At 62.7% G+C, this 25483-nt stretch carries 22 protein-coding genes and 2 pseudogenes; 8 read left to right on the forward strand and 16 right to left on the reverse strand.

Annotated elements, in window-relative coordinates:
* Positions 1-829: 829 nt before the first annotated feature.
* Positions 830-1162 (reverse strand): YnfA family protein, encoded by a 333-nt coding sequence (locus ACQZ2L_RS23395; RefSeq protein ID WP_430328106.1) that lies wholly within the window; start codon positions 1160-1162, stop codon positions 830-832.
* Between the two features lie 50 nt (positions 1163-1212).
* On the reverse strand, positions 1213-2019 hold the full coding sequence (locus ACQZ2L_RS23400) for an SDR family oxidoreductase (RefSeq protein ID WP_430328064.1): 807 nt from the start codon (positions 2017-2019) through the stop codon (positions 1213-1215).
* A 197-nt stretch (positions 2020-2216) separates the two neighbouring features.
* On the opposite strand from ACQZ2L_RS23400, the gene ACQZ2L_RS23405 reads away from it, so the two are divergent.
* The gene (locus tag ACQZ2L_RS23405) at positions 2217-2375 is read left to right on the forward strand and encodes a DUF3309 family protein (RefSeq protein WP_178080836.1); all 159 of its coding nucleotides are present in this window, start codon (positions 2217-2219) and stop codon (positions 2373-2375) included.
* On the opposite strand, the gene ACQZ2L_RS23410 is transcribed toward ACQZ2L_RS23405, so the two are convergent.
* From ACQZ2L_RS23410 to ACQZ2L_RS23455, 10 genes are all read right to left on the reverse strand, one after another.
* Positions 2303-5587 carry a transporter substrate-binding domain-containing protein gene (locus ACQZ2L_RS23410; protein ID WP_430328065.1) on the reverse strand — a complete coding sequence of 1095 codons (3285 nt, stop codon included), beginning with the start codon at positions 5585-5587 and terminating at the stop codon, positions 2303-2305. The two genes, ACQZ2L_RS23405 and ACQZ2L_RS23410, sit on opposite strands and share 73 nt — an antisense overlap.
* Before the next feature lie 12 nt (positions 5588-5599).
* Entirely contained in the window at positions 5600-6226 is a 627-nt protein-coding gene (locus tag ACQZ2L_RS23415) for a response regulator (protein ID WP_430328066.1), read from the reverse strand.
* A 26-nt stretch (positions 6227-6252) separates the two neighbouring features.
* Positions 6253-7428 (reverse strand): hypothetical protein, encoded by a 1176-nt coding sequence (locus ACQZ2L_RS23420; protein WP_430328067.1) that lies wholly within the window; start codon positions 7426-7428, stop codon positions 6253-6255.
* Between the two features lie 23 nt (positions 7429-7451).
* On the reverse strand, positions 7452-8189 hold the full coding sequence (locus ACQZ2L_RS23425; protein WP_430328068.1) for a molecular chaperone: 738 nt from the start codon (positions 8187-8189) through the stop codon (positions 7452-7454).
* A gap of 121 nt (positions 8190-8310) precedes the next feature.
* Complete coding sequence (locus ACQZ2L_RS23430; RefSeq protein WP_430328069.1) at positions 8311-9507, reverse strand: hypothetical protein; 1197 nt, start codon at positions 9505-9507, stop codon at positions 8311-8313.
* Positions 9504-12011, reverse strand: coding sequence for a TcfC E-set like domain-containing protein (locus ACQZ2L_RS23435; RefSeq protein WP_430328070.1), 2508 nt, complete (start codon positions 12009-12011; stop codon positions 9504-9506). Before ACQZ2L_RS23435 ends, ACQZ2L_RS23430 begins: the two co-directional genes overlap by 4 nt.
* Positions 12012-12108: 97 nt before the next feature.
* Complete coding sequence (locus ACQZ2L_RS23440) at positions 12109-12591, reverse strand: CS1 type fimbrial major subunit (RefSeq protein WP_430328071.1); 483 nt, start codon at positions 12589-12591, stop codon at positions 12109-12111.
* A 221-nt stretch (positions 12592-12812) separates the two neighbouring features.
* Positions 12813-14477 carry a cation acetate symporter gene (locus tag ACQZ2L_RS23445; RefSeq protein WP_430328072.1) on the reverse strand — a complete coding sequence of 555 codons (1665 nt, stop codon included), beginning with the start codon at positions 14475-14477 and terminating at the stop codon, positions 12813-12815.
* A complete protein-coding gene (locus ACQZ2L_RS23450) occupies positions 14474-14785 on the reverse strand; it encodes a DUF485 domain-containing protein (RefSeq protein WP_430328073.1) in 312 nt (103 codons plus the stop codon). The genes ACQZ2L_RS23445 and ACQZ2L_RS23450 overlap by 4 nt, the downstream gene beginning before the upstream one ends.
* A gap of 215 nt (positions 14786-15000) precedes the next feature.
* Positions 15001-15849: a glycine betaine ABC transporter substrate-binding protein gene (locus ACQZ2L_RS23455; protein WP_430328074.1), complete on the reverse strand. Its 849-nt coding sequence runs from the start codon at positions 15847-15849 to the stop codon at positions 15001-15003.
* Positions 15850-16055: 206 nt separating this feature from the next.
* Here ACQZ2L_RS23455 and ACQZ2L_RS23460 point away from each other — a divergent pair, with 206 nt between their 5' ends.
* Positions 16056-17615, forward strand: coding sequence for a beta (1-6) glucans synthase (locus ACQZ2L_RS23460; RefSeq protein WP_430328075.1), 1560 nt, complete (start codon positions 16056-16058; stop codon positions 17613-17615).
* Between the two features lie 3 nt (positions 17616-17618).
* Here the strand turns inward: ACQZ2L_RS23460 and ACQZ2L_RS23465 are convergent, their stop codons facing one another.
* The gene (locus tag ACQZ2L_RS23465) at positions 17619-17996 is read right to left on the reverse strand and encodes a hypothetical protein (RefSeq protein WP_430328076.1); all 378 of its coding nucleotides are present in this window, start codon (positions 17994-17996) and stop codon (positions 17619-17621) included.
* A 230-nt stretch (positions 17997-18226) separates the two neighbouring features.
* On the opposite strand from ACQZ2L_RS23465, the gene ACQZ2L_RS23470 reads away from it, so the two are divergent.
* Entirely contained in the window at positions 18227-19525 is a 1299-nt protein-coding gene (locus ACQZ2L_RS23470; RefSeq protein ID WP_430328077.1) for a serine/threonine protein kinase, read from the forward strand.
* Entirely contained in the window at positions 19518-20333 is an 816-nt protein-coding gene (locus ACQZ2L_RS23475; protein WP_430328078.1) for an MlaA family lipoprotein, read from the forward strand. Before ACQZ2L_RS23470 ends, ACQZ2L_RS23475 begins: the two co-directional genes overlap by 8 nt.
* A 231-nt stretch (positions 20334-20564) precedes the next feature.
* Here ACQZ2L_RS23475 and ACQZ2L_RS23480 read toward each other — a convergent pair.
* Positions 20565-20883 (reverse strand): annotated as a pseudogene (locus tag ACQZ2L_RS23480) (patatin-like phospholipase family protein); the annotation flags it as partial.
* On the opposite strand from ACQZ2L_RS23480, the pseudogene ACQZ2L_RS23485 reads away from it, so the two are divergent.
* Positions 20879-21100: pseudogene (locus ACQZ2L_RS23485) on the forward strand (MlaA family lipoprotein); the annotation flags it as partial. The pseudogenes ACQZ2L_RS23480 and ACQZ2L_RS23485 sit on opposite strands and share 5 nt — an antisense overlap.
* Before the next feature lie 180 nt (positions 21101-21280).
* Here ACQZ2L_RS23485 and ACQZ2L_RS23490 read toward each other — a convergent pair.
* The gene (locus tag ACQZ2L_RS23490) at positions 21281-22423 is read right to left on the reverse strand and encodes a patatin-like phospholipase family protein (protein WP_430328079.1); all 1143 of its coding nucleotides are present in this window, start codon (positions 22421-22423) and stop codon (positions 21281-21283) included.
* Positions 22424-22448: 25 nt separating this feature from the next.
* Positions 22449-23384 (reverse strand): lipid A biosynthesis lauroyl acyltransferase, encoded by a 936-nt coding sequence (locus tag ACQZ2L_RS23495; protein ID WP_430328080.1) that lies wholly within the window; start codon positions 23382-23384, stop codon positions 22449-22451.
* Positions 23385-23495: 111 nt separating this feature from the next.
* Here ACQZ2L_RS23495 and minC point away from each other — a divergent pair, with 111 nt between their 5' ends.
* From minC to minE, 3 genes are all read left to right on the forward strand, one after another.
* Entirely contained in the window at positions 23496-24254 is a 759-nt protein-coding gene (minC, locus tag ACQZ2L_RS23500) for a septum site-determining protein MinC (protein WP_430328081.1), read from the forward strand.
* A gap of 100 nt (positions 24255-24354) precedes the next feature.
* Positions 24355-25167: a septum site-determining protein MinD gene (gene minD / locus ACQZ2L_RS23505; protein ID WP_186701522.1), complete on the forward strand. Its 813-nt coding sequence runs from the start codon at positions 24355-24357 to the stop codon at positions 25165-25167.
* A gap of 3 nt (positions 25168-25170) precedes the next feature.
* Positions 25171-25425, forward strand: a complete 255-nt coding sequence (gene minE, locus ACQZ2L_RS23510; protein WP_101321688.1) for a cell division topological specificity factor MinE — start codon at positions 25171-25173, stop codon at positions 25423-25425.
* Positions 25426-25483: the final 58 nt, after the last annotated feature.

Genomic DNA, 25483 nt, shown 5'->3' on the forward strand with positions numbered 1-25483 from the left:
ATAGGCCAGAAGGTGTAAACCTTATTCAGGACGGGACAAACGCCCCAAAAAAGTAACCAAAAAAGGGCTCGCTCCTACATCCGGCCCCTTCGCTGCGCTGCGGGGTCCCCTCGCTCCGGCCTTGCTCCCGGGCGGACCGCGCTGTACGGGCCATCCTGGCCCGCAGCGCTTGACGGCCATCCATGGCCGTCACCTCCCTTCGCAAGACCTGCGCTCGGCCTCCTGAAGTCGCAGTAGATCAAGATCAAAAGCAGATCAAGATCAAAGGCACGCCTCGCTGCGCTGGCGCAGAGCGGGATTGGTGTGGCTGTTTGATTTTTGTTTGGTTTGAGATTGCCGGGGCTGCTTCGCAGCCCTTTCGCGACACAAGGCCGCTCCTACAGTTGACTGTGCAAGCTCGTTAGATATGGGTGTTCTCGGTCGGCGTAGGAGCGGCCTTGTGTCGCGAAAGGCCAGCGGAGCTGGCCCGACAATCTAACATCGAACCACAATCGCGAAACCCACGCTCCCCCCGCTCTGCGCCAGCGCAGCGAGGCGTGCTCTTGATCTTGATCCACCGGCGACTCAGGAGGCCGAGCGCAGGTCTTGCGAAGGGAGGTGCCGGCCATGGATGGCCGGCAAGCGCTGCGGGCCAGGAGGCCCGTACAGCGCGGTCCGCCCGGGAGCAAGACCGGAGCGAGGGAACCCCGCAGCGAAGCGAAGGGGCCGGATGTGGAGCCAAGCCCTTTTTTGGTTACTTTTTTGGGGCGTCTGCCAAAAAAGTGACTCGCCGTAAAGGCGAAAGGGGCCCGACCAGCCAACACAACCAACGGATAAGCCCCCCCCTTTTTCAACCCTGCTGCAACCGCGGCCCAAACACAATAATCGTGGCCCCAACCACACACAACAAAGCCCCAACCCAATCGCTCCCCAACGGCCGAACCCGCTCAACCAGCGCCAACCAAAATAGCGAAGAAACAATATAAATCCCGCCATAAGCCGCATAGGCCCGCCCAGCATAGGCCGCCTCAACCCGCGTCAAAATCAGCCCAAACACACTCAGACTAACCAGCGCCGGCACCACCCACCAGGCACTCTTGCCCAACCGCAGCCACAGGTAAAACGCATAGCACCCGCCAATCTCGAACAACGCCGCAAGAAAGAACCAGAAGTAATTGACCACTGCCCACACCCGCACAGATCCAAAACTGCCGAGCATACCGCACTCGCCGACTACTGCCGCGCCTTGGCCCGCATCTTCACCGCCATCCCGGCCATCTCCGCATACAACACCTCCGGCGTCTGGCACTTGAGCTTCCAGGCCGCCCGCCCCGCCTCATGCGGCAAGATCAAAAACTCATCCGCCGCAATCCGCTCATGCATGTAATCGGCAATTTCCGCAGCACTGATCGGCGAGCCCTCGAGCAACTTGCCCACCTGGGCTTTCATCGCCGGGTCCGGCCCGCGGAACGAATCCAGCAGGTTGGTCTGGAAGAACGACGGGCACACCACATGCACCGCCACCTGCACCTGACGCAGCTCGACCAGCAGGCTCTCCGACAACGCCAACACCCCCGCCTTGGCCACGTTGTAGTTGCTCATGCCCGGCCCCTGCATCAGCGCCGCCATCGAGGCGATGTTGACGATCCGCCCCTGGCTGCGCTCGAGCAACGGCAAAAACGCCTTGCAGCCTTTGACCACGCCCATCAGGTTGACCGCCAGTTGCCAGTCCCAGTCCTCCAGCGACAACTCCGCAAAGAACCCGCCCGACGCAACCCCGGCGTTGTTGACGATCATGTCGATGCCGGCAAAGCGTTCCTCACAGGCCTGAGCCAGTGCCGTCAGCTGGCTGTAGTCGCGCACGTCGCAGCGCTGCACAAAACCTTCGCCACCAGCCGCCTGCACCAGCTCCAGAGTCTCGCGCAGGCCGGCTTCGTTGACATCGGCCAGCGCCAGCCGCCAACCCTCGCGCGCCCAACGCAGGGCAATTTCACGGCCGAGGCCAGACCCGGCGCCGGTGATCATCATTCGCTTGTGCATGCTGCAGGCCTTGTTCGGTGGGCAATAACGCGAGTCTAGCCAAGCCCGGCAAGAGCCTGGTGCGCTATCGAAATGCTGAATGAGCGAACATGCCGACAAGGCAGATAATCGATGGAATTTTCTTGTAACAGCCGCGGTCGGAAATGTAAGCGGCCAGGATTGCCCGGCCCCTTCCCCCACGAAAACACGCAAGGATTCTGCCCATGACCACGATCCTCATCATCATCCTGATTCTGCTGCTGGTTGGCGGTTTGCCAGTCTTCCCTCACTCGCGCAGCTGGGGCTATGGCCCGTCCGGCATCATTGGTGCGGTACTGGTGGTCCTGTTGGTGCTGTTGCTACTTGGCATGATATGACCCGGCACCGGTTCGGCTGACAGCTTCTCCAGCTGTCGTTCGAGCTGGTGTATGGCCAGGTGCAGCGCGTGTATTGCGCGCTGCACTTCGGCCACATTGCCTGGCTGTTGACGACAGCATCGCTCAAGTTCCTCACACGCTTTCAACAACGGCCCCGCTCGGGCTATCTGCGCCCCGCCTTTGATCCGATGGGCCAATACGGCCAGTTCTTTCGGATTGTTTGTTTGCTGCTGTAACCGTCGTAAATCCTCGGTCAAACTCCCGCGCAAGTCCTTCAATAAGCCGCGCAAGGCCTGCTGATCAGCGCCGACCAGACGTTGCAGATGGGCAAGGTCCAGCGCTGCATCTTCTCTGCCCGGCCCGGCCTGCGACGCGCCAGCGGTCCTCGCACCTGGGCCGGTCGCCAATGCTGCGGCCAGGCTGCTCAGTGCCAGCGGTTTGAACAGGCAAGCGTCCATACCTGCCGCCCGGCAGCGCTGGCGTTCCTCCTGCACCGCATTGGCGGTCAGCCCGAGCACGCGGCACCTGGGCCTTTGCGTACGCCGCTCATGCAGGCGAATGGCCCGGGCCAGCGCGTAGCCATCCAGGCTTGGCATGCTGCAGTCGCTGATGACCACATCGAATGGCTGGCCAAGCCACAGGCGCAAGGCTTGCGCACCTTCTTCGGCAATGCAGGTGCGGTGGCCGAGGTATTCCAGTTGCTGGGCCAACAGCAGGCGGTTGGCGGGATAGTCGTCGACCACCAGCACCCGCAGGTGGTGCTCGGCTGCAGGCGGCACGGCGCGCGGCGCCGGCTGGCGCTGGCCGTGCCAACGCTGACAACTCAGCAGGATCAACGCCTGTGTGCCGGCGCCGAGCACACTACGCAGGCGTAACTGGCCGCCCATCAGCTCGCACAGGCTGCGGCTGATACTCAGCCCCAAGCCGCTGCTGCAACGCGTTGATTGCTTTTGCCCGGCCTGGCGAAACGGCTGACCCAGTTCGGCCAGGTCTGCCTCGGCGATACCACTGCCGCTGTCCTTGACCAGCAGCTCCAGCGCCAGACTTCCGCCACGCTCGCGCACACACAGACTGACCTCGACGCGTCCCACGCGAGTGAACTTGATCGCATTGCTCAACAGGTTGGCCAGCACCTGCTTGAACCGCAGTGGGTCGAGCAGAACCTGGACATCGCCCGCACCCTCGCAGTGCAGCAACAGCGTCAGGCCTTTACGCCGCGCCTGCTGTTGAAACAGTTGCACCACCTGCTCGACCTGCTCGCGCAACTGCACCGGCTGCAGTGCCAGCTGCAGTTGCCCGGCTTCGATGCGGGTGATGTCCAGAATATCGCCGATCAGCGCCAGCAAGCCGCGCCCGGCATCGGCCGCCACATCAATCGCCACACGGTCCAGTGTGCCTTGCTCGGCCTTGTGCTGGGCCAGTTCAAGCATGCCCAGCAAGGCGTGCATGGGCGTGCGAATCTCATGGCTCATGGTCGCCAGAAAACGCGTCTTGGCCTGGTTGGCGGCTTCCGCCATGTGCTTGGCCTGGTGCAGTTCAGCATGCAACCGGCGCAGGTAGCGGACCCACAGCAGCGCCAGCAGCAACAGCAACAGCACCAGGCCGAAACCGAGCAGGATCTTCAGGCGCTGACGCGGCCACAGACCATCGGCGACGATCATCGGATTGCGCCAGCGTCGCACCAGCGTCTCGGTCTCGCGCGGGGTCAGGCTGAGCAGGGCCTTGTTCACGATACCCTGCAGCTCGACCTCGCCCCGCAGGCTGGCCAAGGCAAAGTGTGCAGGTGGCATGGCCAGGCTGGCGCTGATGCGCAGCTGGCCTGGGTACCAGCGCGCGATCAGCGGGCGCGCATCGTCGAGTGTCAGTACTGCAGCTGTCGCCCGGCCGCTGGCCAGCGCTTGCAGCGCGGCCAGCGGCCCTTGGGCCTGGAGCACGCGCACCTGTGGATAACGCTGGGCCAGTTCATCTTGCACCGCGCTGCCCCACACCACTGCCAGCGACTGCCCCGCCAACTGGCCAAGGCTGCTCGGCGCGGCCGGCTCGGTACGGCTGACCAACACACGCGCAGCGCTCAGGTAAGAGCGACTGAAGCTCAACTGCTGGGCCAGCGCCGGGCTCTGGGGCAAGCCGGCGATCAGCTGAGCATGGCCCTGGCGCAACTGCCCAAGCATGCCCTCGACGCTGCTGGCGGCAGCCAGCTCGAACTGTAAACCGCTGCGCCGGCTGATCAGTTCCAGCACCTCCACGCTCAGACCGCGCCAGTGGCCGCTGCTATCGCGGTAGCTCAGCGGCAGTGATTGCTCGTCGAGCAGTACCTTCACCGTTGGATTGGCCTGCAACCAGCGTTGCTCATCTTCGCTCAGCTGCAGCGGCGCCGCGCTTGCAGGGGCTGCGCCGGTCACGCTCCAGCGCTGCTCGATGCGGGCGCGTTGGCTGGGCGACAACCCTTTGAGCACTGAATCGAGCATGTCAGCCAACGGTGCTGCGTCGCGGCGCAGGGCAAAGCCGATATCCTGCCCGGCCAGGCCTGCACTGCCGATTTCCTCGATACCGCGCAGCGAGGTCCGCGCCAGGGCATAGCGCCCCGCCAGGGCGTGCCCCAGATACAGGTCGGCCTGGCCCAGGGTCAGTGCGGCCAGCGCGCTCAGCGTTGTCGGATGCAGCTCGATCCGCGCCAGCGGATAGAGCTGGCGCAACTGCTCGACGCTGCGATAGCCCTCAACTGCAACCAGCCGAAACGCAGCGCCCGGCGGCGGCGCGGGCTGATCGCCTTGGCGTGCCATCAGCAGCGGCTGGTCCTGCGCATACGCATGCGACAAGCGCAGGCCTGCGGCCAGGGCACGCTCGCGGCTTACCGAGCCGAGCAGGTCAACCATGCCATCGCGTAATCCGGCCACGGCGGCGTCAAACGAGGCAAAGGTATGCACGCTGATGGACAGGTTCAGTTGCTCGGCCACAAGCCCGGCATAGTCGGCAGTGATACCTTCATAGGCCTGCCCAGTGCCGAGGATGTCCAGTGGCGCATCGTCACGCGCGATCACCCCAAGGCGCAGTTGCCGGCGCCCCCACAACCAGCGCAGATCAGCATCGTCGGGCTCGACTCGCTGGTCATCGAGGTTGGCCCTGGCGTGCAACAACGGGGCGGCACCAGCCGGCAGCGTGAACAGCGCCAGAACGCCGCACAGGGCTGCCAGAAAGACACGCGGGCGCACCGGCTGACGACGTCAGAGCAGTTGATTGCGGCGGGCGAAATCCGCCAGATCGATCAACGAGTGCAGGCGCAGTTTTTCCAGCAGCCGGCTCTTGTAGGTGCTGATGGTCTTGTTGCTGAGCAGCATCGTTTCGCCGATGGCCTTGTTGCTCAAGCCGCGTGCCAGGTGCTGCAACACCGTGAGCTCGCGGTCGGTGAGGCCGGCAATGCACTCCCGTTCGCTGGCGCGCAGGTCCTGGCTGCGCACCGAACTCAGGGCCACATCGGGGAAATAGGTAAAGCCGGACAACACCGCACGCACCGCCTTGTTCAGTTCAGCCAGATCGTCGGTTTTCGACACATAGCCCGCGGCACCCGCCTGCAGGCAGCGCAACGAGTAGGCTTCGGCCAATTGCGAAGTGAGGATCACCACCTTGGCCGGTTGCGCCAAGCTCTTGAGCCTGGCGATCACCTCCAGGCCATCCAGCCCAGGCATGGCGATATCGAGGATGATCAGGTCCGGCGCATGCTCACGGGCCAGCAGTACAGCATCGACGCCGTTGTCGGCCTGCGCCACCACCTCGACCTGTTCCTGGCGCAGCAGCATGCACACCGTGGTGCGGATGAATGGGTGATCATCGACCACCAATGCTCTATGCATGGTGCGCTCCGCCGGCATTCAGGCAATCAGAGTTCTGCATCGAAGATCACCGTGGCTTCGCCGGAATAGGTCGTGCCCGGTTGCTTGAGCATGGCCTGCACACCGTTGCGGGCCACGCTGAAGTGGAGTTGGCCGCCGCGGTTCAGGGTTGGCTGCATCGATTCGAACTGCAGCGCTGCCGGACGTCCAGTGGGCAACGACAGTCGGGTCACCGGCCGGCCCTGGTGGCGGATGCCTGCAGGCAAGGTCAGGGCAATGTCCACCGGGACTTGATCATTGTGCTGATTACGAATGCCGCATTGATCACCAAGCGTGTACTGGCAAGTCTTGTAGACCTTGAACGGCCCGGTTGACCACAGCCTGAACGGCAGGTCACGGTACAACTGCGACGGCGCCGCAGCCCCGCCCAGCCATGCCTGCCAGCCGCCTTTGGGCTCCAGCACCGCCCGCTCGGAGCCGGGTGGAAACTCAAAGATGAACGCGTGCTGCACATCGAGCACGAAATTGACCGTGAGGCTGTCGCCGCTCAAAGAGGTGACACCGCTGCCAAAGTCAAAATCACCGCCCGGCCCGATGCTGTATGTCCGGCTACCGCGGTAGATGCCCGCGGCGAGGCGATAAGGCGGCGGGATATCAAGCAGGAACGACAAGCCCATCTGGGATACATCAGAGTTGTCGACGTGACCATCAGGCGCCCAGGAATAACTGGCCCAACACGGCTCCGGCGCCTGCGGCTGGCGCATATAGGTATGGAAGGTGACCGTACGCGCAGCATGACTGGAGAGCCGGTTGCCATTGCTGCAACCGCCCTGCACATCGCCCTGCAACGGGCTGTAGCTGAAGTTCGACGGGGTATGCACCTGTTGGCTAACCGAGAGGATGTCAAAGTTCATCCGACGCATTTCACCGCTGAGCTCGTGAAACACCTCGACCTGTTTGCGTGCCGGAAGCTTCAGGTAGTACCTGTCGCGCAGATCGCCCGCGCTTTGCTGGCTGCGTTTGGAGTAGGCAATCGGCACGTCGACGGTGGATTTGCCGTTACACAGTCCCGACCACAGCCGACACAGCGCAGCCGGTGGCGTGGTATTGACGAATCGCCCGCTGCCACCGCCGCGATACTCGGCGCTGATGGTCACCTCCAGCGCCTGTGCCATTGGCAGCCAGCCGAGTATCGCCATGGCCGCACCCGCCCAACGCAGCATGTATCGAAGGCTATGCGCACTGCTCACCCGGGCACCACCAGTGTCTTGCGCTGGTCGCCTTCGTACATCTCGAACTGGAACACCGGCTTGCCCGCCACCGGCTCGAAGCGCCGCGTACTGCCGGGCAACAAGTGATGCTTGGTGGCGGCTTCGCATTTCTGGTCGGCCGCCTGGCACTGGCGAAAGTGATCCAGCACCACCGTGGCGTTGCCTTGATTGACCACCTGCAGGCGACCGCCCTGGCCCGTTACATCGGTCTGATACTGCGCCGCCGCCGGGTGCACGAACAACAGTGTGCCGTAGCCGGCCAGCAGGTTGACGCCCGCCTTGAGGCTGTCGCGATAGCTTTCGGCCTCCGCTTCGGTGACGGCAAAGCCATCGCCCTGCTCGGGCAATACCGGGATGAAGCGCAGGCGGAAATAGCGCTCCTGGGCTCGCTCACCGCGGTACAGCAAGCGCACCGCCTGCATGCCACGGGCGGGGATGATCAGCCGCGCCGGGCTGGCGATCAGGCCGCGCTGCTCCAATGGCAGTTGCGTCTGGTCGATCTCGCGGGGCACGCCGTTGGCGTCGTACACCAGTTCGGCGACGCTGACCTTGACGAAGGCGGTGCTGTCGCCGCCATTGCGCACCCGTTTGAGCAAGGTGCTGCGGTCGCCTTCGAGATAGTCGTACAGCCCCCCGACATTCAGTTCCGGCGCAGCCTGCAGCGGCAATGGCGCCAGCAGTAGCGACAGGTAAAAGAGTTTCCACGGTTTCATCTGCAACCTCGTTTGATGGTGCCAGGCAAACAGCCAGCGCTCATTTGTGCACATGGGCTGCCGGCAAGAAAGTCAGACCGTTCCGATAAAAAAGAAGAAATTTCCTAGAGACGACTGCTACTCACAGCTCAGCATCGAAGACCACCGTCACCTCACCGGCAAAGCGTGTCCCAGGTTGGCTGAGCATGGTCTGTACTGCACTGCTGGCGGCTTCGAAATGCAGTCGCCCGGGACGGTCGCTGACAATGGTCAGGTGCTCGAAGCGCAAGGCCGCGCCGGGGCCGGTCGGAATCGCCAGGCGGCGCACTGGCTGGCCGCTATGCACGACGCCCTCGGGCAGGCTCAAGGACACCTCGACCGGTGCCTGGACCCCGGCCGGATTGCGGATCGCGCACGCTCCGGCGAGGGTGTACTGGCAGCGTTTGTAGACCTTGAACGGCCCGGTCGACCACATGCGCATCGGCACGTCCCGATACAACCGTCGCGGCGCGCCACGCCCGCCCAGCCAGGCGTTCCAGCCACCTGGGGGCTCAAGCACGGCGATATCCGAGCCCGCCGGAAATTGCAGGACAAAGGCGTGCTGGACGTCCAGCTCGAAGTCCACTACCAGCGTGTCGCTGCTCAGATCCGAGACCTGATTGCCGAAGTCGAAGTCGCCGCCAGGGCCGATACGAAAGGTCACGCTACCGCGATAGAGGCCTTGGCCGAGGCGGCGCGGTGGTGGCAGGAACAGCCGATAACTGATGCCGAAATCGGTGAAGTCGGTGACCCGCACGTCGCCCACGGAGCCGTATGTAGCACTTGAATAGCACGGCTGCGGGCTGCTCGGATTACGGACGCTCCACAGGTAGGCGCCGAATTGGAAGTCAGGTTCTGCCAACTCTCCGGTGACGAACTGGCAGCCGCCTTTTACATCGGTTCCGCTTGCCGGCGAATAGTCCTCACTGCGGACTTGATAAGCCTGGGCGAAGGCGGTGATCTCGAAGCTGACTTCATGGCTTTCGCCAGTCCCTTGATGCACGACCTGCACTTTGCGCGTGCCAGGTACCTTCATGTAGAACTGATCCCGCGCATCCGGTGCGCGATAGATCGAAGTCTTGGCGAAGCTGATCGGCACGCCAACGGTCTCCATGTCTTCGCAAGTACCGAGCCAGCCGGAGCAGAACGGGGCCGGTGGCGTGGTGTTCTCGAAGTGCCCGTCTGTACCGCCCTGATAACGGGCGCTGATGGTCACCTGCGCAGCCTCGACCATCGGGCTGCAGGCAATCAGCAAGGCGCCGGGCAGCGTCAACAGCAACCGAAAAAGTCTACCGTTCATCCTCGTTCTCCTGTGCTCAGCGGGTCACTGCCACCCAGCAGTTGCGGTGGCGCGCAGACCTGATCACCGGCCAGCAAGACGTTGCCCTCGCGAGGCAGCTGCTTTGGCTCAAGCCTGAGCAGGCAAGCGACCTTGCCCGCATGGCGTATCTCCAGCGTCGGCGTGCCTTCGCTCATCTCCACCGCAAAGATCCCGCTGGCCTCGCTGACGCTGCGGCTGGCGTGATTGATCACCAGCGCACCGCGCATGGGCTGGCGCTGCTGATCAAGCAGGCGGCCAAGCACGGTCACCGTGCGCAATACCTTCAACTGGCGATACTCGACGCCGCCGCGATTGAGGTGGTAGTCCAGGCTGGCCGGCTGAATCACCGCGTCGGGGTCATGTTTGCCAGCGAAATCGAACTGCACGGTCCCGGCCCGATAGGCACTGACAGGGATAATGTTGCGCCCTGGGCGCAGGGTGGCGCCCAGCCCGTTGAGGTCATCGGCGCGCAGCTCCAGGTCATCCAGATCGCTGTCGATGTCGACCACCAGGCCGGCTTCGTGGGGCAGGTATTGGCCACTCAGGGCCAGCTTGCCGCCGCCCACGGCCAGCGTGCTCTGCAGGTTCAGGCCGGCACTGAGCTGGCCGCTGTAGGACGACGACTGCGCGTAGGCGTCGCCATACACCTGCTGGTTCTGAAACTGGGTGTTGGCGCCGAAACCTGCACCGTAGCGGTCGACATTGAGCGTGCCGCCTACACTGCGTATTGCGCCCAGCTGCACGTCCTGCTGATAGCTCAGCGATGCATTCTGATCGCGTCCGCCATCGTGCGAAGTGCGACTGCCGAGGCTGGCGGCGATGCGCTGGCCCGGCCCACCGAGGCTCATGCTCAGGCTCAGATTGACCCCACGGTTGCGGCTGTCGCCCGTGCTTGCGGTGCCAGGGCGGTCGAACAGCGACAGGCGCCAGTTGGCATCCGAGCCGCCGAGCTTACCGTAGTAAGACCAGCCCAGATCGATCCCCAAGCCGTTGGCGGCACCTGAGCTGTGGTCCAGACGCAGGCTCGCCGTGCTGCGCGCATCAAGGCGCTGGCTGAGGGACAGCGAACTCTGGCTGATCTCCTGCTGGCGGCGTGCGCCACGCCAGCCTGAATTGCCGGTGTCGATCCAGGTGCGGCTGTGGCTTGCCACCAGCGAGCCATTGGGCAGGTTGCTGATCACCTGCAGGTCGTAACCGGTGCCTTGGTTGTCGCTGCGGTAAACGTTGCCATACAGCTTAAGCTGGTCGAGCGCGTCCCAGTCCAGCGAGGTGCCGTACTGCATGGCTTCGTCGACCCGCTGTGCGGACACACCGAGCACGGCGCGCGGGTGCAGCAGATAGTTGGCCAGCACGCCCGCGCCGAGGCTGTCCTGGTAGTCCTTGTCCCAGTTGCTCAACAGGTTGCTCTGGCGGCCGGCGTAGACGTTGTAGCGCCAGCGGCTGTCGGGGTTGCTCCAGTTGTTTGGTTTGTAGATGAAAGCGTCGCTGCGCGAGGTTTCCTGGCCGTCTTCGAGCAGGCGTACCTCAATCTGATAAATGCCGCCGGGCAATACCCGCGTGTCGAGGGTCTGCAGACCGGCCTGCACCGGCTGACTGTTGATCAGCACGCCGTTGCGGTAGATCTCGACCACGCCGGGCCGATTGGGGGTGACATAAACGGGGGTGGCACTGGCCTGGCCGTTGTCGATCAACAGGCTGTCACTGCTGCCGAACATCACCCCCAAGGTGGTATCCGGGCTGCTGCCCAGCAGGCGCGGCTGGCGGGTCAGGCCTTGCGCGCTCGGGGTGAAATAGCCCAGCCGCAGAAATTGCTGGTCGAACAAACGCTCGGCGTACAACTGATCGAGGCGGTGACGGACCCGGTCGGATTGCTCGTTGCCGCGGTCAAACTGCGCATCGGCAAGGGTTGTCCAGTTGCCGATGCTGCCTTGGCCCTGGGCGGCGAAGCGGCCGTTGGTCTGGCTGCCGTTGCGCACCAGGTTGAGCTGATTACGCAGCAACAGGCCGCTGCTGCCCTGCTCGGGGAGGGTGTAATAGCGCGGCTGCTCGAGGTTGGCTTCGGCGCTGGCGGTCACCAGCGACAGCTGTGAATTGACCAGACTGTAATGAATGGCCTGGAGCCCATCGGCACAGTCGCTGACGCAGGCCCCCAGTGCTCGCCCGTCAGCCAGGCGCTGCAACCAGCGGCTGCGCAGTTGCGCCGGTTCGCGGCTTTCCTGGGTGTCGGTGAACTCCAGCAACTGGACCTGGCCGGCGCGGCTGAGCACCACCATCGCATCGCCCAGGTAACGGCCATTCAGATCGACGCGCACCGCGAGCGGCACATCAAAGAAATGCGCTTCGAATTCTTTCGGCAAGCCTTGCGCTTGGCTCACCATGTTCAACGCTGCCGGCGGCGCCGCCCAGGCTGGCAACAGCGCGCAGCAGGCGCCGAGGGCGATGCCCCAACGCCGGGTAACAGCATATATAGGAGTGGACGGCATGACCCTGCCTGCAAGCAATGACCGCCCTCGCCGCCGGCGAGCAGCCGGGCGGCAAAGGGGGTACTAACGGATGAAGAGGATGCGCTGCGGGATGCGATCAAGGGATCGGCGCGGCGGTCTCGAACATCATGCTGACCAGGCCTTGGTAGCTGCCTGGCTGATAACCACCAGCCGGTACGGTTGGCTCGACCATGAAGTCCAGAGTCGTGCCGGTAGCGGCTTGTGGCGCTGCGAGCACCTCGGTTGCGGTGGTGGTCAGGGTGGTAGCGCCAACCTTGACGTTCAGATCGATCACATTGACACCGCTGGTGACGGCGGCCGGGGTCAGCAGGTGCGCGGTGATCGGGCCGATAGTGCTTTTGGCTTGCAGTTGCTTGCGGATCGGCTCGAGGGTGCCTTGAAACGAGTTCCAGGCCATGTCTTGCGGGTCGTTCATCCAGTTGCCGCCGACCGGCTCGACATAGAACGCAGCAGTCGGGACGGTAGCGGTGATCAGCACCTGTTTCTCGATCGGGTCAGCTGCGATGGCCGAGTTGGCGGCCAGAACAGCCAGGGGAAGAGCCAGCAGAAAAGCTTTCACGAATGTATCTCCTTGAATCCTGCAATCAACGCCACAGGAAGCGTGCACAAGCGGCACAGCGCCGTTGGCAGGAGCGATTATTCGGAAATGCCGGTGGGCAAACTCTAGGATCGGTCTGACCGCGCTTGGGAAATTTCCCAGCGTGAGGGTTGCGCAGGGTGTGCCGCGCCAGAAACGACAACGCCCCGCAATGCGGGGCGTTGTTCAATGCTCAGAGCAGGTTAGTGAGAAACCGCACCACTGGCGCCCAGGCCGGTTTGCGAACGGACGAACTGTGGGTAGAACAGCGCGCGCTCGTTGACCGCTTCCTTGGACTTGTCGGTGACCGAGAAGAACCAGATACCGACAAAGGCAATCAGCATGGAGAACAGTGCTGGGTACTCGTACGGGTAGATGGCTTTTTCGTGACCAAGGATCTGCACCCAGATGGTCGGGCCAAGGATCATCAAGCCAACGGCACTGATCAGGCCCAGCCAACCGCCGATCATGGCGCCGCGGGTGGTCAGCTTCTTCCAGTACATCGAAAGCAGCAGAACCGGGAAGTTACAGCTGGCCGCGATGGAGAATGCCAGGCCAACCATGAAGGCGATGTTCTGCTTCTCGAACAGAATGCCCAGGCCGATAGCCAGGATGCCGAGGAAGATCGTGGTGATCTTCGACACGCGGATTTCGTCCTTGTCGTTGGCCTTGCCTTTGCGCCAGACGCTGGCATACAGGTCATGCGACACCGCCGAGGCACCGGCCAGGGTCAGGCCGGCAACCACTGCGAGGATGGTGGCGAAGGCCACTGCCGAGATGAAGCCGAGGAAGATACTGCCACCCACAGCGTCAGCCAGGTGCACCGCAGCCATGTTGTTGCCACCCAGCAGTGCGCCGGCGGCGTCCTTGAAGTCCGGGTTGGTGCTGACCAGCAGGATCGCGCCGAAGCCGATGATGAAGGTCAGGATGTAGAAGTAACCAATGAAGCCGGTCGCGTACAGCACGCTCTTGCGCGCTTCCTTGGCATCGCTGACGGTGAAGAAGCGCATCAGGATGTGCGGCAGGCCGGCGGTACCGAACATCAGTGCCAGGCCCAGCGAGAATGCCGAGATCGGGTCTTTGACCAGGCCGCCGGGGCTCATGATCGCTTCACCCTTGGCGTGTACCTTGATCGCTTCGGAGAACAGCGTGTTGAAGTCGAAGTTGACGTGTTTCATCACCATCAGCGCCATGAAGCTGGCACCGGACAGCAGCAGCACGGCCTTGATGATCTGCACCCAGGTAGTGGCGAGCATGCCGCCGAACAGCACGTACATGCACATCAGGATGCCGACCAGGATCACCGCAACGTGGTAGTCCAGGCCGAACAGCAGCTCGATCAGCTTGCCGGCACCGACCATCTGCGCGATCAGGTAGAACGCTACCACCACCAGCGAGCCCGAGGCCGACAGGGTGCGGATCTGTTTTTGCCCGAGGCGATACGAGGCCACGTCGGCAAAGGTGTATTTGCCCAGGTTACGCAGGCGCTCGGCAATCAGGAACAGAATGATCGGCCAGCCGACCAGGAAGCCGATCGAGTAGATCAGGCCATCGTAGCCGGAGGTGAACACCAGCGCCGAAATACCCAGAAAGGACGCCGCCGACATGTAGTCACCGGCAATCGCCAGGCCGTTCTGGAAACCGGTGATCTTGCCGCCGGCTGCGTAGTAGTCCGAGGCTGACTTGTTGCGTTTCGAGGCCCAGTAGGTAATCCCCAGAGTGAACAGGACAAAGGCCAGGAACATGAGAATGGCAGCCATGTTCAGGGGCTGTTTCTGCACCTCGCCGGTGAGCGCGTCAGCCGCCCACACAGCGGGTGCGAAGACACCGCAGGCCAAGACGGCCAAAGTTTTGGTAGGTCGCATCATTGCTTGGCCTCCGCCAGAATTGCCTTGTTCAGTTCGTCGAACTCGCCGTTGGCGCGACGCACATAGATGGCGGTCAGCACAAAGGCTGAAAGGATCAGACCGACGCCCAGGGGGATGCCCCAGGTGATGGACGATTCAGGGCTGATCTTGGCGCCGAGAATGTGCGGGCCATAGGCGATGAGCAAGATGAATCCGCAGTAGAGGCCGAGCATGATTGCTGAAAGAATCCAGGCGAATCGCTCGCGTTTGCTGACCAGTTCCTTGAAGCGGGGACTGTTCTGTATCGAGAGGTAAATGCTGTCGTTCATTGTTTTTGTCCTAGCAGCACAGATTATGGATAACCCACCTGTAACTTTATGCTGCTGTTGGACGCCAACCAGACGACCTTAGTCTTAGATGCAAGAGTGTTTTGCAGTTTTGGTAACAAACATCAGGCAGTGCAGTGTTGGTTTGGCTGAAAACAGCGCGCCCAAGGCGACGACTCAACCTTGGGCGGCGATGCTGCTATGGCTCGATCAACGCGTTACTTGGCAGTCCACTCCGCCACGCGCTCAGGGTGTTTGGCGACCCAATCCTTGGCCGCTTGTTCTGGTTTGGCACCATCCTGAATGGCCAGCATGACTTCGCCGATCTCATCCTTGGACTGCCACTGGAACTTCTTCAGGAACGCGGCAACTTCCGGGGCTTTTTTCTCCAGGTCCTTGCTGCCGATGCTGTTGACGGTCTCAGCCGCGCCAAACACGCCTTTCGGGTCTTCGAGGAACTTCAGCTTCCACTTGGCGAACATCCAGTGCGGCACCCAGCCGGTAACCGCGATCGACTGCTGCTTGGGATACGCGCGGCCCAGTTCGGCGGTCATGCCTGCGCCGGAGCTTGCCTGCAGCTTGTAACCGGTCAGGTCGTAGTCCTTGATCGCCTGCTCGGTCTTGATCATCACCCCCGAACCTGCGTCGATACCGACGATCTTCTGCTTGAAGCTGGTGTCGGTCTTGAGGTCTTCAATGCTGTTGGCCTTGACGTACTCAGGCACGATCAAGCCAATCTTGGCGTCTTTGAAGTTAGGCCCGAAGTCGACCACCTTGTCCTTGTTCTTGGCCCAGTATTCGCCATGGGTCACCGGCAGCCAGGCCGAGAGGATCGCATCGAGTTTGCCGGTGGCAACCCCTTGCCACATGATCCCGGCCGCTACCGCCTGCAGCTTGACGTCATAGCCGAGCTTTTCCTTGATAACCTCGGCGGCGACGTTCGTGGTCGCAACACTGTCGGCCCAGCCATCGACATAACCGATGCTTACTTCTTTAGCCATGGCCTGCCCAGCGCTCATGGCCAACAACAGGGCGGACCCCACCCCCAGCATACGTCGCATGTTCATCAATGCATCCCCTCGTCAGGTCTCGGAGATAGCATCATCAACCTGCAACAAAGCGCGACCTGCTCCAGCCGCGACCTTTACCTTAATCAGATGCGACAGCACTTGGCCATTAGCGCCATCGGCCGTCATTGGCCTGCGCGATCCTTGCATGCCAATGCGTTGGCGCCGGCGATTTGCGGCTATCATCTAGCCCTTTGCGCCTGACGATGGACCGCCCGATGCCCCGCTCCGCCCGCAACCTGCTGCCACTTTATCTGTTCGCCTGCCTGCTCGCCCTGGCCGGGCTGGGCGCGCTCTGGTACGGGCTGGGCAAGCCAGTCCTGTTGCCCGACGCCGCCAGCCCGACGCATAAACTGCAATGCGCCTCGTATACCCCGTTCGACAAGGACCAATCGCCGTTCGACCAGCCGTTTCTCCTGCGCCCGGCGCGGATGGACGCTGACCTGGCCCTGTTGGCCGAGCGTTTTCAGTGCATCCGCACCTATTCGATGACCGGTCTTGAGGCGATCCCGGCGCTGGCGCGCAAGCATGGCCTGAAAGTCATGCTCGGCGCCTGGGTCAATGCCAACCCGGTCGACAGCGACAAGGAAGTCGCACTGCTTATTGCCGCCGCCAATGCCAACCCCGATGTGGTCAGTGCGGTGATCGTCGGCAACGAGACCTTGCTGCGCAAGGAAGTCACCGGCGAGCGTCTGGCCGAGCTGATCACGCGGGTCAAGGCCCAGGTCACGGCGCCAGTGACCTACGCCGATGTCTGGGAGTTCTGGCTGCAGCATCCACAGATCGCGCCAGCGGTGGACTTCCTGACCATTCACCTGCTGCCCTACTGGGAAGATGACCCACGCAGCATCGACCAGGCGTTGGCCCATGTGGCCGAGGTGCGCCAGGTGTTCGGCGCGCGTTTTGCGCCCAAGCAGATCATGATCGGCGAGACCGGCTGGCCGAGCGAAGGCCGCCAGCGTGAAACCGCATTGCCCAGCCGGGTCAACGAGGCACGCTTCATTCGCGGCTTTGTGGCGATGGCCGAGCAGAACGACTGGAGCTACAACCTGATCGAAGCCTTCGACCAGCCCTGGAAGCGCGCCAGCGAGGGTGCGGTGGGCGGTTATTGGGGGTTGTACGACGCCGACCGGCAGGATAAAGGCATTCTCGAAGGGCCGGTCAGCAACCTGGCGTTGTGGCCACAGTGGTTGGCGGCGAGTGCGTTGTTGCTGCTGGCAGCACTGCTGTTTGCCGGGCGCCCGGCCAATGCCCGGGCCGCGCTGGTGCTGCCGCTGCTGGCGGCGATCGGCGCTGCCAGCCTTGGCCTGTGGGGCGAATTGATGCGCACCAATGCACGCTTTGCCGGCGAATGGCTGTGGGCAGTGTTGCTGGCAGGCCTGAACCTGCTGGTGCTGGCCCACGCCCTGCTGGCTTTGGCGCAGCGCCAGGGTTGGCGTGAGCGGCTGTTTGCCTGGTTTGAAGGGCGCGCCGGCTGGCTGTTGCTGGCGGCGGGTTTTGCCGCTGCAGTGAGCATGCTGGCGATGGTCTTCGAACCGCGTTATCGCAGCTTCCCGACTGCCTCGTTGCTGTTGCCGGCGCTGGTGTACTTGCTGCGACCAGTCGAGGCGCGCCGGGCCGAGGTGGCCTTGCTGGCATTCATCATCGGCGCCGGGGTGCTGCCGCAGTTGTACCGTGAAGGGCTGGCCAACCAACAAGCCTGGGCGTGGGCAGTGGTTAGCGTGCTGATGGTCGGCGCGTTGTGGCGCAGTTTGCGCACGCGCTGATCCTCATGCCAGCCTGGCGGCTTGCGGCTGACGCACCAGACGCAAGCCGGCCAGAACCACGGCAAACACGGCGATACTGGCGGTGTACAGCACCAGCGCGCTGAGCCCGAACAGCAGGCCGACTGCGGCCAGGTACCAGCCGGCGCGGCCCTTGACCAGGTGTGCGAGCACGCTCAGTGCCACGGCAGCCCAGGCAATCAACTGGAAATGAATCGCCAGGCCGAGCAGCGAGCGCAACTGGCATTGCCAGTACTGCGCAGGCACGCCGCACAGGCCAACCCACTGGCCGTCTTCCATCAGCCCGTAGCGCACGCCATAGCTGGCCGCCAGCCACAATGGCAGGCACAGCAACAGGGCAATGACGGGCAGTGAACGAGGCATGAAGATCTCCGGGCAAAAGTAAACGAACGCCAGCATAATCATTGGCAACATCTGCGCAAGGCAAGATTTCCCGCTAGCAGCTATGTTGCTCATAGCGATACTTACCGCGCCATTCATTGGCACGGTAAAAACTGGCATAACAAATGGCCACACACCCGGCAACTTTGCCTGCTGGGCCGTGGTCAGAGCCTGCGTACGGTCATGCCTTGCCGAATTTTCTGGGGGATTCAATGCTTCGATCACTGCGCCTCGCTGCCCTTCTGGGTGGCTTGCTTATGGCTGCGGCCGCCTCGGCGCGGGATATCGACGCCGCCAGCTATGGCTTTCCATTGACCAATCCGTTCGAGGCGACGATTGCCACCACTCCGCCTGAACTGCGGCCGACGCTGCCCAGTGATGAAGACATCACCCAGGACGACTACAGCCTCACCCTGCGCCCGGAGCGTGAGTTCACCCTGCCGGACAACTTCTGGCCGGTGAAAAAGCTCAAGTACCGCATGGCCCGTCAGGACCACGAAGCGCCGCTGATCTTCGTCATTGCCGGCACCGGCGCGCCTTACAGCAGCTCGACCAACGAATACCTGAAAAAACTCTACTACCAGGCAGGCTTCCATGTCGTCCAGCTGTCGTCGCCGACCAGCTGGGACTTCATGAGCGCTGCCTCGCGTTTTGCTACCCCTGGCGTGACCAAAGAAGATGCCGAGGATCTGTACCGGGTCATGCAGGCAGTGCGTGCACAGCACCCGCGCCTGCCGATCAAGGACTTCTACCTCACCGGCTACAGCCTGGGCGCCCTTGATGCGGCGTTTGTCAGCCACCTGGACGAGACCCGGCGCAGCTTCAACTTCAAGCGCGTGCTGCTGCTCAACCCGCCGGTCAACCTCTACACCTCGGTGAGCAACCTCGACAAGCTGGTGCAGACCCAGGTCAAGGGCATCGACCGCAGCACCACGTTCTACGAACTGATGCTGGAAAAACTCACTCGCTACTTCCAGGACAAGGGCTACATCGACCTCAACGACGCGCTGCTGTATGACTTCCAGCGCTCGCGCGAGCACCTGTCCAACGAGCAAATGGCGATGCTGATCGGCACTTCGTTCCGCTTCTCGGCGGCCGACATTGCCTTTACCTCCGACCTGATCAACCGCCGCGGCCTGATTACCCCGCCAAAGCAGCCGATCACCGAAGGCACCAGCTTGACCCCGGCATTCAAGCGCGCCCTGCAGTGCGACTTCGAGTGCTACCTGACCGAGCAGGTGATCCCGATGTGGCGCGCCCGCACCGACGGCGGCAGCGTGCTGCAACTGGTCGATCAGGCTAGCCTGTATGCCCTTGAAGGCTACCTGAGCAAAAGCCCGAAGATCGCCGTCATGCACAACGCCGACGACCTGATCCTCGGCCCTGGCGATATTGGTTTTCTGCGTAAAGTATTTGGTGATCGGCTGACCCTGTACCCGCACGGCGGCCATTGCGGCAACCTTAATTACCGCGTCAACAGCGACGCCATGCTGGAGTTCTTCCGTGGTTAAACGACTGCTGCTCGTCACCGCTTTGCTCGCCGCCGGGTATGCCCAGGCCGAGGAGATCGCGCCGCGTACCAGCGTGATCGATGCCAACGTAGCCGATGCGCCGGTCGAACAAAGCGATGGCTTTCTCGACCCGCTGCGCGCGCTCAAATTCAACCCTGGCCTGGACCAGCGCGAGTTCGAGCGCTCGACCCTGACCGCGCTGAACGTCTACGACCCGCTGGAGTCAGTGAACCGGCGCATCTACCACTTCAACTATCGCTTCGATCAGTGGGTACTGTTGCCTGCCGTCGACGGCTATACCGCGATCACACCACGCTTCGTGCGGACCGGGGTGAGCAACTTCTTCAACAATCTTGGCGATGTGCCCAACCTGTTCAACAGCGTGTTGCAGCTCAAGGCCGAACGTTCGGCAAAGATCACTGCACGGTTGATGTTCAACACCATCATTGGCGTTGGCGGGCTGTGGGATCCGGCGACCAAGATGGGCCTGCCGCGCCAGAGCGAAGACTTCGGCCAGACCTTGGGCTTCTATGGTGTACCCGACGGGCCGTACATCATGCTGCCGATCCTGGGCCCATCGAACCTGCGCGACACCACCGGCGTGGTGGTGGATTACGCCGGCGAACAGTCGATCAACTACCTGGACATGGCCAATGTCACCAGCGATCACCCGGAGATCCTGTTCCTGCGTGCGGTGGACAAGCGCTATACCACTGCCTTCCGGTATGGCCAGCTGAATTCGCCGTTCGAGTACGAGAAGGTGCGCTACGTCTATACCCAGGCGCGCAAGTTGCAGATCGCCGAGTAACCCTCTGCCGAGCAGGGTCCTTGTCGGGGCGCCGGATCTATGCCGCGCCGCTGAATTGTCGGGGCCGCTGCGCGACCCTTTCGCGACACAAGGCCGCTCCTACAGGGACCGCGCAAAAAGGAAATACGCGGCCCCTGTAGGAGCGGCCTTGTGTCGCGAAAGGGCTGCAAAGCAGCCCCGCCGATTCAGCGAAAGGGCATAAATAGTGGGGCCGCAAAGCGTCCCAAAAACTCACAAGCCAAGAAACCGGCTCAGCTCCCCACACTTGGCCAAAGCATCGCGCCGGCCCAGCTCGATCAGCTCACTGCAATAACTCGCCTAGAACAGCAGATAACTCAACACCCCTGCCCCACTCGTGCCGGTTGCCCCCGTCCCGCGCAGGAACATGCGCAAAGCCGCCGGCAATTGGCGTCGATGACGCAATCACCAATACCTCGATCGGCACCAGGCCCAGCGCCCGCGCATTGAAGTGTACTGGCAGCATGTGGCTGAGGTGATTAAGCCGTTGCAACAGTTCGATGTCGTCTTCCAGGCTGTCGATGAAGCGCGACACCACCGGGGTGGTGGTGGATTACGCCGGCGAACAGTCGATCAACTACCTGGACATGGCCGATGTCACCAGCGACCTCCCGGAGATCCTGTTCCTGCGTGCGGTGGACAAGCGCTATACCACTGCCTTCCGTTATGGCCAGCTGAATTCGCCGTTCGAGTACGAGAAGGTCCGCTACGTCTATACCCAGGCGCGCAAGTTGCAGATCGCCGAGTAACCCTCTGCCGAGCAGGGTCCTTGTAGGAGCGGCCTTGTGTCGCGAAAGGCCCGCGAAGCGGGCCCAGCCCTATCAGCGGCGAAGCTGAGATCTGGGGCCGCTACGCGCCCCTTTCGCGACACAAGCCGCTCCTACAGGAAACTCGGTAGCGGCCTAAAGTTGCACAATTGCAGACTCAACTCACAAGCCAAGAAACCGGCTCAGCTCGCCACGCTTGGCCAAGGCATCGCGCCGGCCCAGCTCGATCAGCTCACTGCAATAACTCGCCTCGAACAGTAAATAGCTCAACACCCCTGCCCCACTCGTGCGGGTTGCCCCCGGCCCGCGCAGGAACATGCGCAAGGCCGCCGGCAACTGGCGTCGATGACGCGCGGCGATTTCATCCAGCGGCTGGCTCGGCGCAACTACCAGTACCTCGATCGGTGCCAACCCCAGCGCTCGCGCATTCAAGTGTGCCGGCAGCATGTGGCTGAGGTGGTTGAGCCGTTGCAACAGTTCGATGTCGTCTTCCAGGCTGTCGATGAAGGTGCTGTTAAGCATGTGCCCGCCGATCTGCGCCAGGCTTGGCTGGCGACCGCTGAACAGACGCTGGCTGGGCAACGGCGGCGCCGGCCGTTGCGGGTTGCCACTGACGCCGACCACCAGCACCCGGCTCGCGCCTAGGTGCAAGGCAGGACTGATTGGCGCTGACTGGCGCACCGCACCATCGCCAAAGTACTCGTCGCCAAGCTTGACCGGAGCAAACAGCAAAGGGATCGCCGAGCTGGCCAGCAAGTGCTCGATGCTGAGTTCGGTCGGCACGCCGATACGGCGGTGACGTAACCAAGGCTGAATCGTCTCGCCGCCTTGATAGAAGGTCACTGCCTGGCCCGAGTCGTAGCCAAAGGCGGTGATGGCCACGGCGCGCAATTGCTCGCTGGCCAGCGCTTCGCCAATGCCGTCCAGATGCAGGTGCGCCTGCAGCAGGCCGCGCAACGGGCTGCTGTCGAGCAACGCCACCGGCACATCGCCGCCAAACCCCAGCAGGCTGTGGCTGACAAACCGGCTGGCCTGGCGAATCACCCCAGGCCAGTCGCTGCGCAGCACCAGATGGCTGCTGAAGTTCTGCCAGAAGGCGGTCAGGCGCTGCACCGATTCGGCAAAACGCGTGGCACCGCTGGCCAGCGTCACCGCATTGATGGCCCCGGCCGAAGTGCCGACGATTACTGGGAACGGGTTGGCCGCGCCAGGCGGCAGCAGCTCGGCGATCCCCGCCAGCACGCCCACCTGATAGGCCGCGCGGGCGCCGCCGCCAGAGAGAATCAGGCCAGTGGTTGCAGTCATTTGATCCTCCCTGGATGCGCTGGCGTCAGCGCTGCTTCTTGTCGTACAGCCGTGGCGCGCCTTCAGGACGGGACTTGAAGCGGCGGTGCGCCCACAGGTACTGCTCCGGGCATTCACGCAGCACGCTCTCGACCCACTGGTTGATGCGCAGGCAGTCAGCCTCCTCGCTCTCGCCCGGGAAGTCCTGCAGCGGTGGATGCACCACCAGACGGTAACCGCTGCCATCCTCAAGCCGGCGCTGGGTGAACGGAATCACCCGCGCTTTGCCCAGACGGGCAAACTTGGTGGTGGCGGTAACCGTCGCCGCCGGGATACCGAACAACGGCACGAACAGGCTCTGCTTGGCGCCGTAGTCCTGATCCGGTGCGTACCAGATCGCGCGGCCGCTGCGCAGCAGCTTGAGCATGCCGCGCACGTCCTCACGCTCGATCGCCAGCGAATCGAGGTTATGCCGCTCGCGGCCACTGCGCTGGATGAAATCGAACAACGGATTGCCATGTTCGCGGTACATGCCGTCGATGGTGTGCACCTGGCCGAGCAGTGCAGCGCCGATTTCCAGGGTGGTGAAGTGCACCGCCATCAGAATCGCGCCCTGGCCATCGCGCTGGGCGGCCTGCAGGTGCTCAATACCTTCGATATGCGCCAGCTGCGCCAGCCGGGCCTTAGGCCACCACCAGCTCATGGCCATTTCGAAGAAGGCGATGCCAGTGGAGGCGAAGTTTTCTTTGAGCAACTGCTGCCGTTGGTCGGCGCGAAGCTCAGGGAAGCACAGCTCAAGGTTGCGCGCAGCGATGCGCCGACGCTCGCCGGCAAAGCGATACATCACCGCGCCCAGCGCACGGCCCAGCGCCAGCAATGCCCGGTACGGCAGTTGCACGGTCAGCCACAGCAGCCCCAGGCCCAACCACAGCCCCCAGAATCGCGGGTGGAGAAAATAACGACGAAAACGCGGGCGTTTCATTCAAGCTTCCGGAAAGACAAAGGCCGCGCATTCTACAACGGATCGTCGCCGGTTGCGGGCAACCCGCGTTCTCGTTATAAGTCAGGGCACTTTTTCCGTTACAAGCCGTCTATGCAGACCATGAGCCCAAACCACACCCCCGAACACGCCCCCGCGTTCCAGCTCAAGGGCAGCATGCTTGCCATTACCGTTCTGGAACTGGCGCGCAACGACCTTGAATCGCTGGACCGCCAGCTGGCGGCAAAAGTCGCCCTGGCGCCGAATTTCTTCAGCAACACACCACTGGTGCTGGCGCTGGACAAACTGCCGGCCGGCGAAGGCGCCATCGATTTGCCCGGGCTGATGCGCATCTGTCGCCACCATGGCCTGCGCACCCTGGCGATTCGTGCCAACCGTATCGAAGACATCGCTGCAGCAATTGCCATCGACTTGCCGGTGCTGCCGCCGTCCGGTGCCCGCGAGCGCCCACTGGAACCTGAGCCGGAAGTGAAAAAGCCCGAGCCAGAACCAGTACCTGTCGCACCAGCCGAGCCGGAAGTGCGCCCGACCCGGATCATCACCACACCTGTACGCGGTGGCCAGCAGATCTATGCCCAGGGCGGCGATCTGGTGGTGACCACTTCGGTCAGCCCGGGTGCGGAACTTCTTGCCGATGGCAACATCCATGTCTACGGCGCAATGCGTGGTCGGGCCCTGGCGGGGATCAAGGGCAACACCAAGGCGCGCATCTTCTGCCAGCAGATGACCGCAGAGCTGGTCTCGATTGCCGGTCAGTACCGGGTCTGCGAAGACTTGCGCCGCGACCCGCTGTGGGGTTCGGGGGTACAGGTCAGCCTGTCTGGCGATGTGTTGAACATCACCCGGCTTTAACGGATACTTGCGGCATTTTTAGAGCAACTTTTTCATCGTTGCCGTTTTGTGCTTTTTCAGGGGCTGTGGCCCCGACTATTTTATTTAGGGGTGAAACACCTTGGCCAAGATTCTCGTGGTTACTTCCGGCAAAGGGGGTGTGGGCAAGACCACCACCAGCGCCGCCATCGGTACCGGCCTGGCCCTGCGCGGGCACAAGACTGTCATCGTCGACTTCGACGTCGGCCTGCGTAACCTCGACCTGATCATGGGCTGCGAGCGTCGCGTGGTGTATGACTTCGTCAACGTGGTCAACGGCGAAGCCAACCTGCAGCAGGCCCTGATCAAGGACAAGCGCCTTGAGAACCTGTTCGTGCTGGCCGCCAGCCAGACCCGCGACAAGGACGCGCTGACCCAGGAAGGCGTCGAGAAGGTCCTGATGGACCTGAAGGAAAACTTCGAATACGTGGTCTGCGACTCCCCTGCGGGTATCGAAAAGGGCGCTCACCTGGCCATGTACTTCGCTGACGAAGCGATCATTGTGACCAACCCGGAAGTGTCTTCGGTACGCGACTCGGACCGCATGCTCGGCCTGCTGGCGAGCAAATCGCGCCGCGCCGAGCGTGGTGAAGACCCGATCAAGGAACACCTGCTGATCACCCGCTACCACCCAGAGCGCGTGAGCAAGGGTGAGATGCTGGGCGTCGAAGACGTCAAGGACATCCTCTCGGTGGACCTGGTCGGCGTGATTCCGGAATCGGAAGCCGTACTGAAAGCCTCGAACCAGGGCGTGCCGGTCATCCTCGATGACCAGAGCGATGCAGGCCAGGCCTACAGCGACACCATCGACCGCCTGCTCGGGAAGACCCTTCCTTTGCGGTTCATCGAAATGCCGAAGCAAGGATTCTTCGCGCGCCTGTTTGGAGGCAAGTAAACCATGAACCTTTTTGACTTCTTTCGTGGCAGACAGAAACAGAGCAGTGCGTCGGTAGCGAAAGAGCGTCTACAGATCATCGTGGCGCACGAGCGCGGTCAGCGCACCACGCCGGACTACCTGCCGGCGCTGCAGAAAGAGCTGGTCGAGGTGATCCGCAAGTACGTCAATATCGGCAACGATGACGTGGTGGTTGCCCTGGAGAACCAAGGTAGCTGCTCGATCCTCGAGCTGAACATCACCCTGCCCGAGCGTTAATAAACGCTGCGGGCACACCTGCAGGAGCGGCCCTGAACCGCGAAGCAGCCACTGACGC

It is taken from the genome of Pseudomonas shirazensis, assembly GCF_050496565.1.
Classification (GTDB): domain Bacteria; phylum Pseudomonadota; class Gammaproteobacteria; order Pseudomonadales; family Pseudomonadaceae; genus Aquipseudomonas; species Aquipseudomonas shirazensis_A.

What these genes read in the sequence shown, in the direction of transcription:
- ACQZ2L_RS23400 (WP_430328064.1), bottom strand. Translation starts at nt 2,019, where the DNA reads ATGCACAAGCGAATGATGATCACCGGCGCCGGGTCTGGCCTCGGCCGT.
- ACQZ2L_RS23415 (WP_430328066.1), bottom strand. Translation starts at nt 6,226, where the DNA reads ATGCATAGAGCATTGGTGGTCGATGATCACCCATTCATCCGCACCACG.
- ACQZ2L_RS23420 (WP_430328067.1), bottom strand. Translation starts at nt 7,428, where the DNA reads ATGCTGCGTTGGGCGGGTGCGGCCATGGCGATACTCGGCTGGCTGCCA.
- ACQZ2L_RS23425 (WP_430328068.1), bottom strand. Translation starts at nt 8,189, where the DNA reads ATGAAACCGTGGAAACTCTTTTACCTGTCGCTACTGCTGGCGCCATTG.
- ACQZ2L_RS23430 (WP_430328069.1), bottom strand. Translation starts at nt 9,507, where the DNA reads ATGAACGGTAGACTTTTTCGGTTGCTGTTGACGCTGCCCGGCGCCTTG.
- ACQZ2L_RS23435 (WP_430328070.1), bottom strand. Translation starts at nt 12,011, where the DNA reads ATGCCGTCCACTCCTATATATGCTGTTACCCGGCGTTGGGGCATCGCC.
- ACQZ2L_RS23445 (WP_430328072.1), bottom strand. Translation starts at nt 14,477, where the DNA reads ATGATGCGACCTACCAAAACTTTGGCCGTCTTGGCCTGCGGTGTCTTC.
- ACQZ2L_RS23450 (WP_430328073.1), bottom strand. Translation starts at nt 14,785, where the DNA reads ATGAACGACAGCATTTACCTCTCGATACAGAACAGTCCCCGCTTCAAG.
- ACQZ2L_RS23455 (WP_430328074.1), bottom strand. Translation starts at nt 15,849, where the DNA reads ATGAACATGCGACGTATGCTGGGGGTGGGGTCCGCCCTGTTGTTGGCC.
- ACQZ2L_RS23460 (WP_430328075.1), top strand. Translation starts at nt 16,056, where the DNA reads ATGGACCGCCCGATGCCCCGCTCCGCCCGCAACCTGCTGCCACTTTAT.
- ACQZ2L_RS23465 (WP_430328076.1), bottom strand. Translation starts at nt 17,996, where the DNA reads ATGCCTCGTTCACTGCCCGTCATTGCCCTGTTGCTGTGCCTGCCATTG.
- ACQZ2L_RS23470 (WP_430328077.1), top strand. Translation starts at nt 18,227, where the DNA reads ATGCTTCGATCACTGCGCCTCGCTGCCCTTCTGGGTGGCTTGCTTATG.
- ACQZ2L_RS23490 (WP_430328079.1), bottom strand. Translation starts at nt 22,423, where the DNA reads ATGACTGCAACCACTGGCCTGATTCTCTCTGGCGGCGGCGCCCGCGCG.
- ACQZ2L_RS23495 (WP_430328080.1), bottom strand. Translation starts at nt 23,384, where the DNA reads ATGAAACGCCCGCGTTTTCGTCGTTATTTTCTCCACCCGCGATTCTGG.
- minC (WP_430328081.1), top strand. Translation starts at nt 23,496, where the DNA reads ATGCAGACCATGAGCCCAAACCACACCCCCGAACACGCCCCCGCGTTC.
- minE (WP_101321688.1), top strand. Translation starts at nt 25,171, where the DNA reads ATGAACCTTTTTGACTTCTTTCGTGGCAGACAGAAACAGAGCAGTGCG.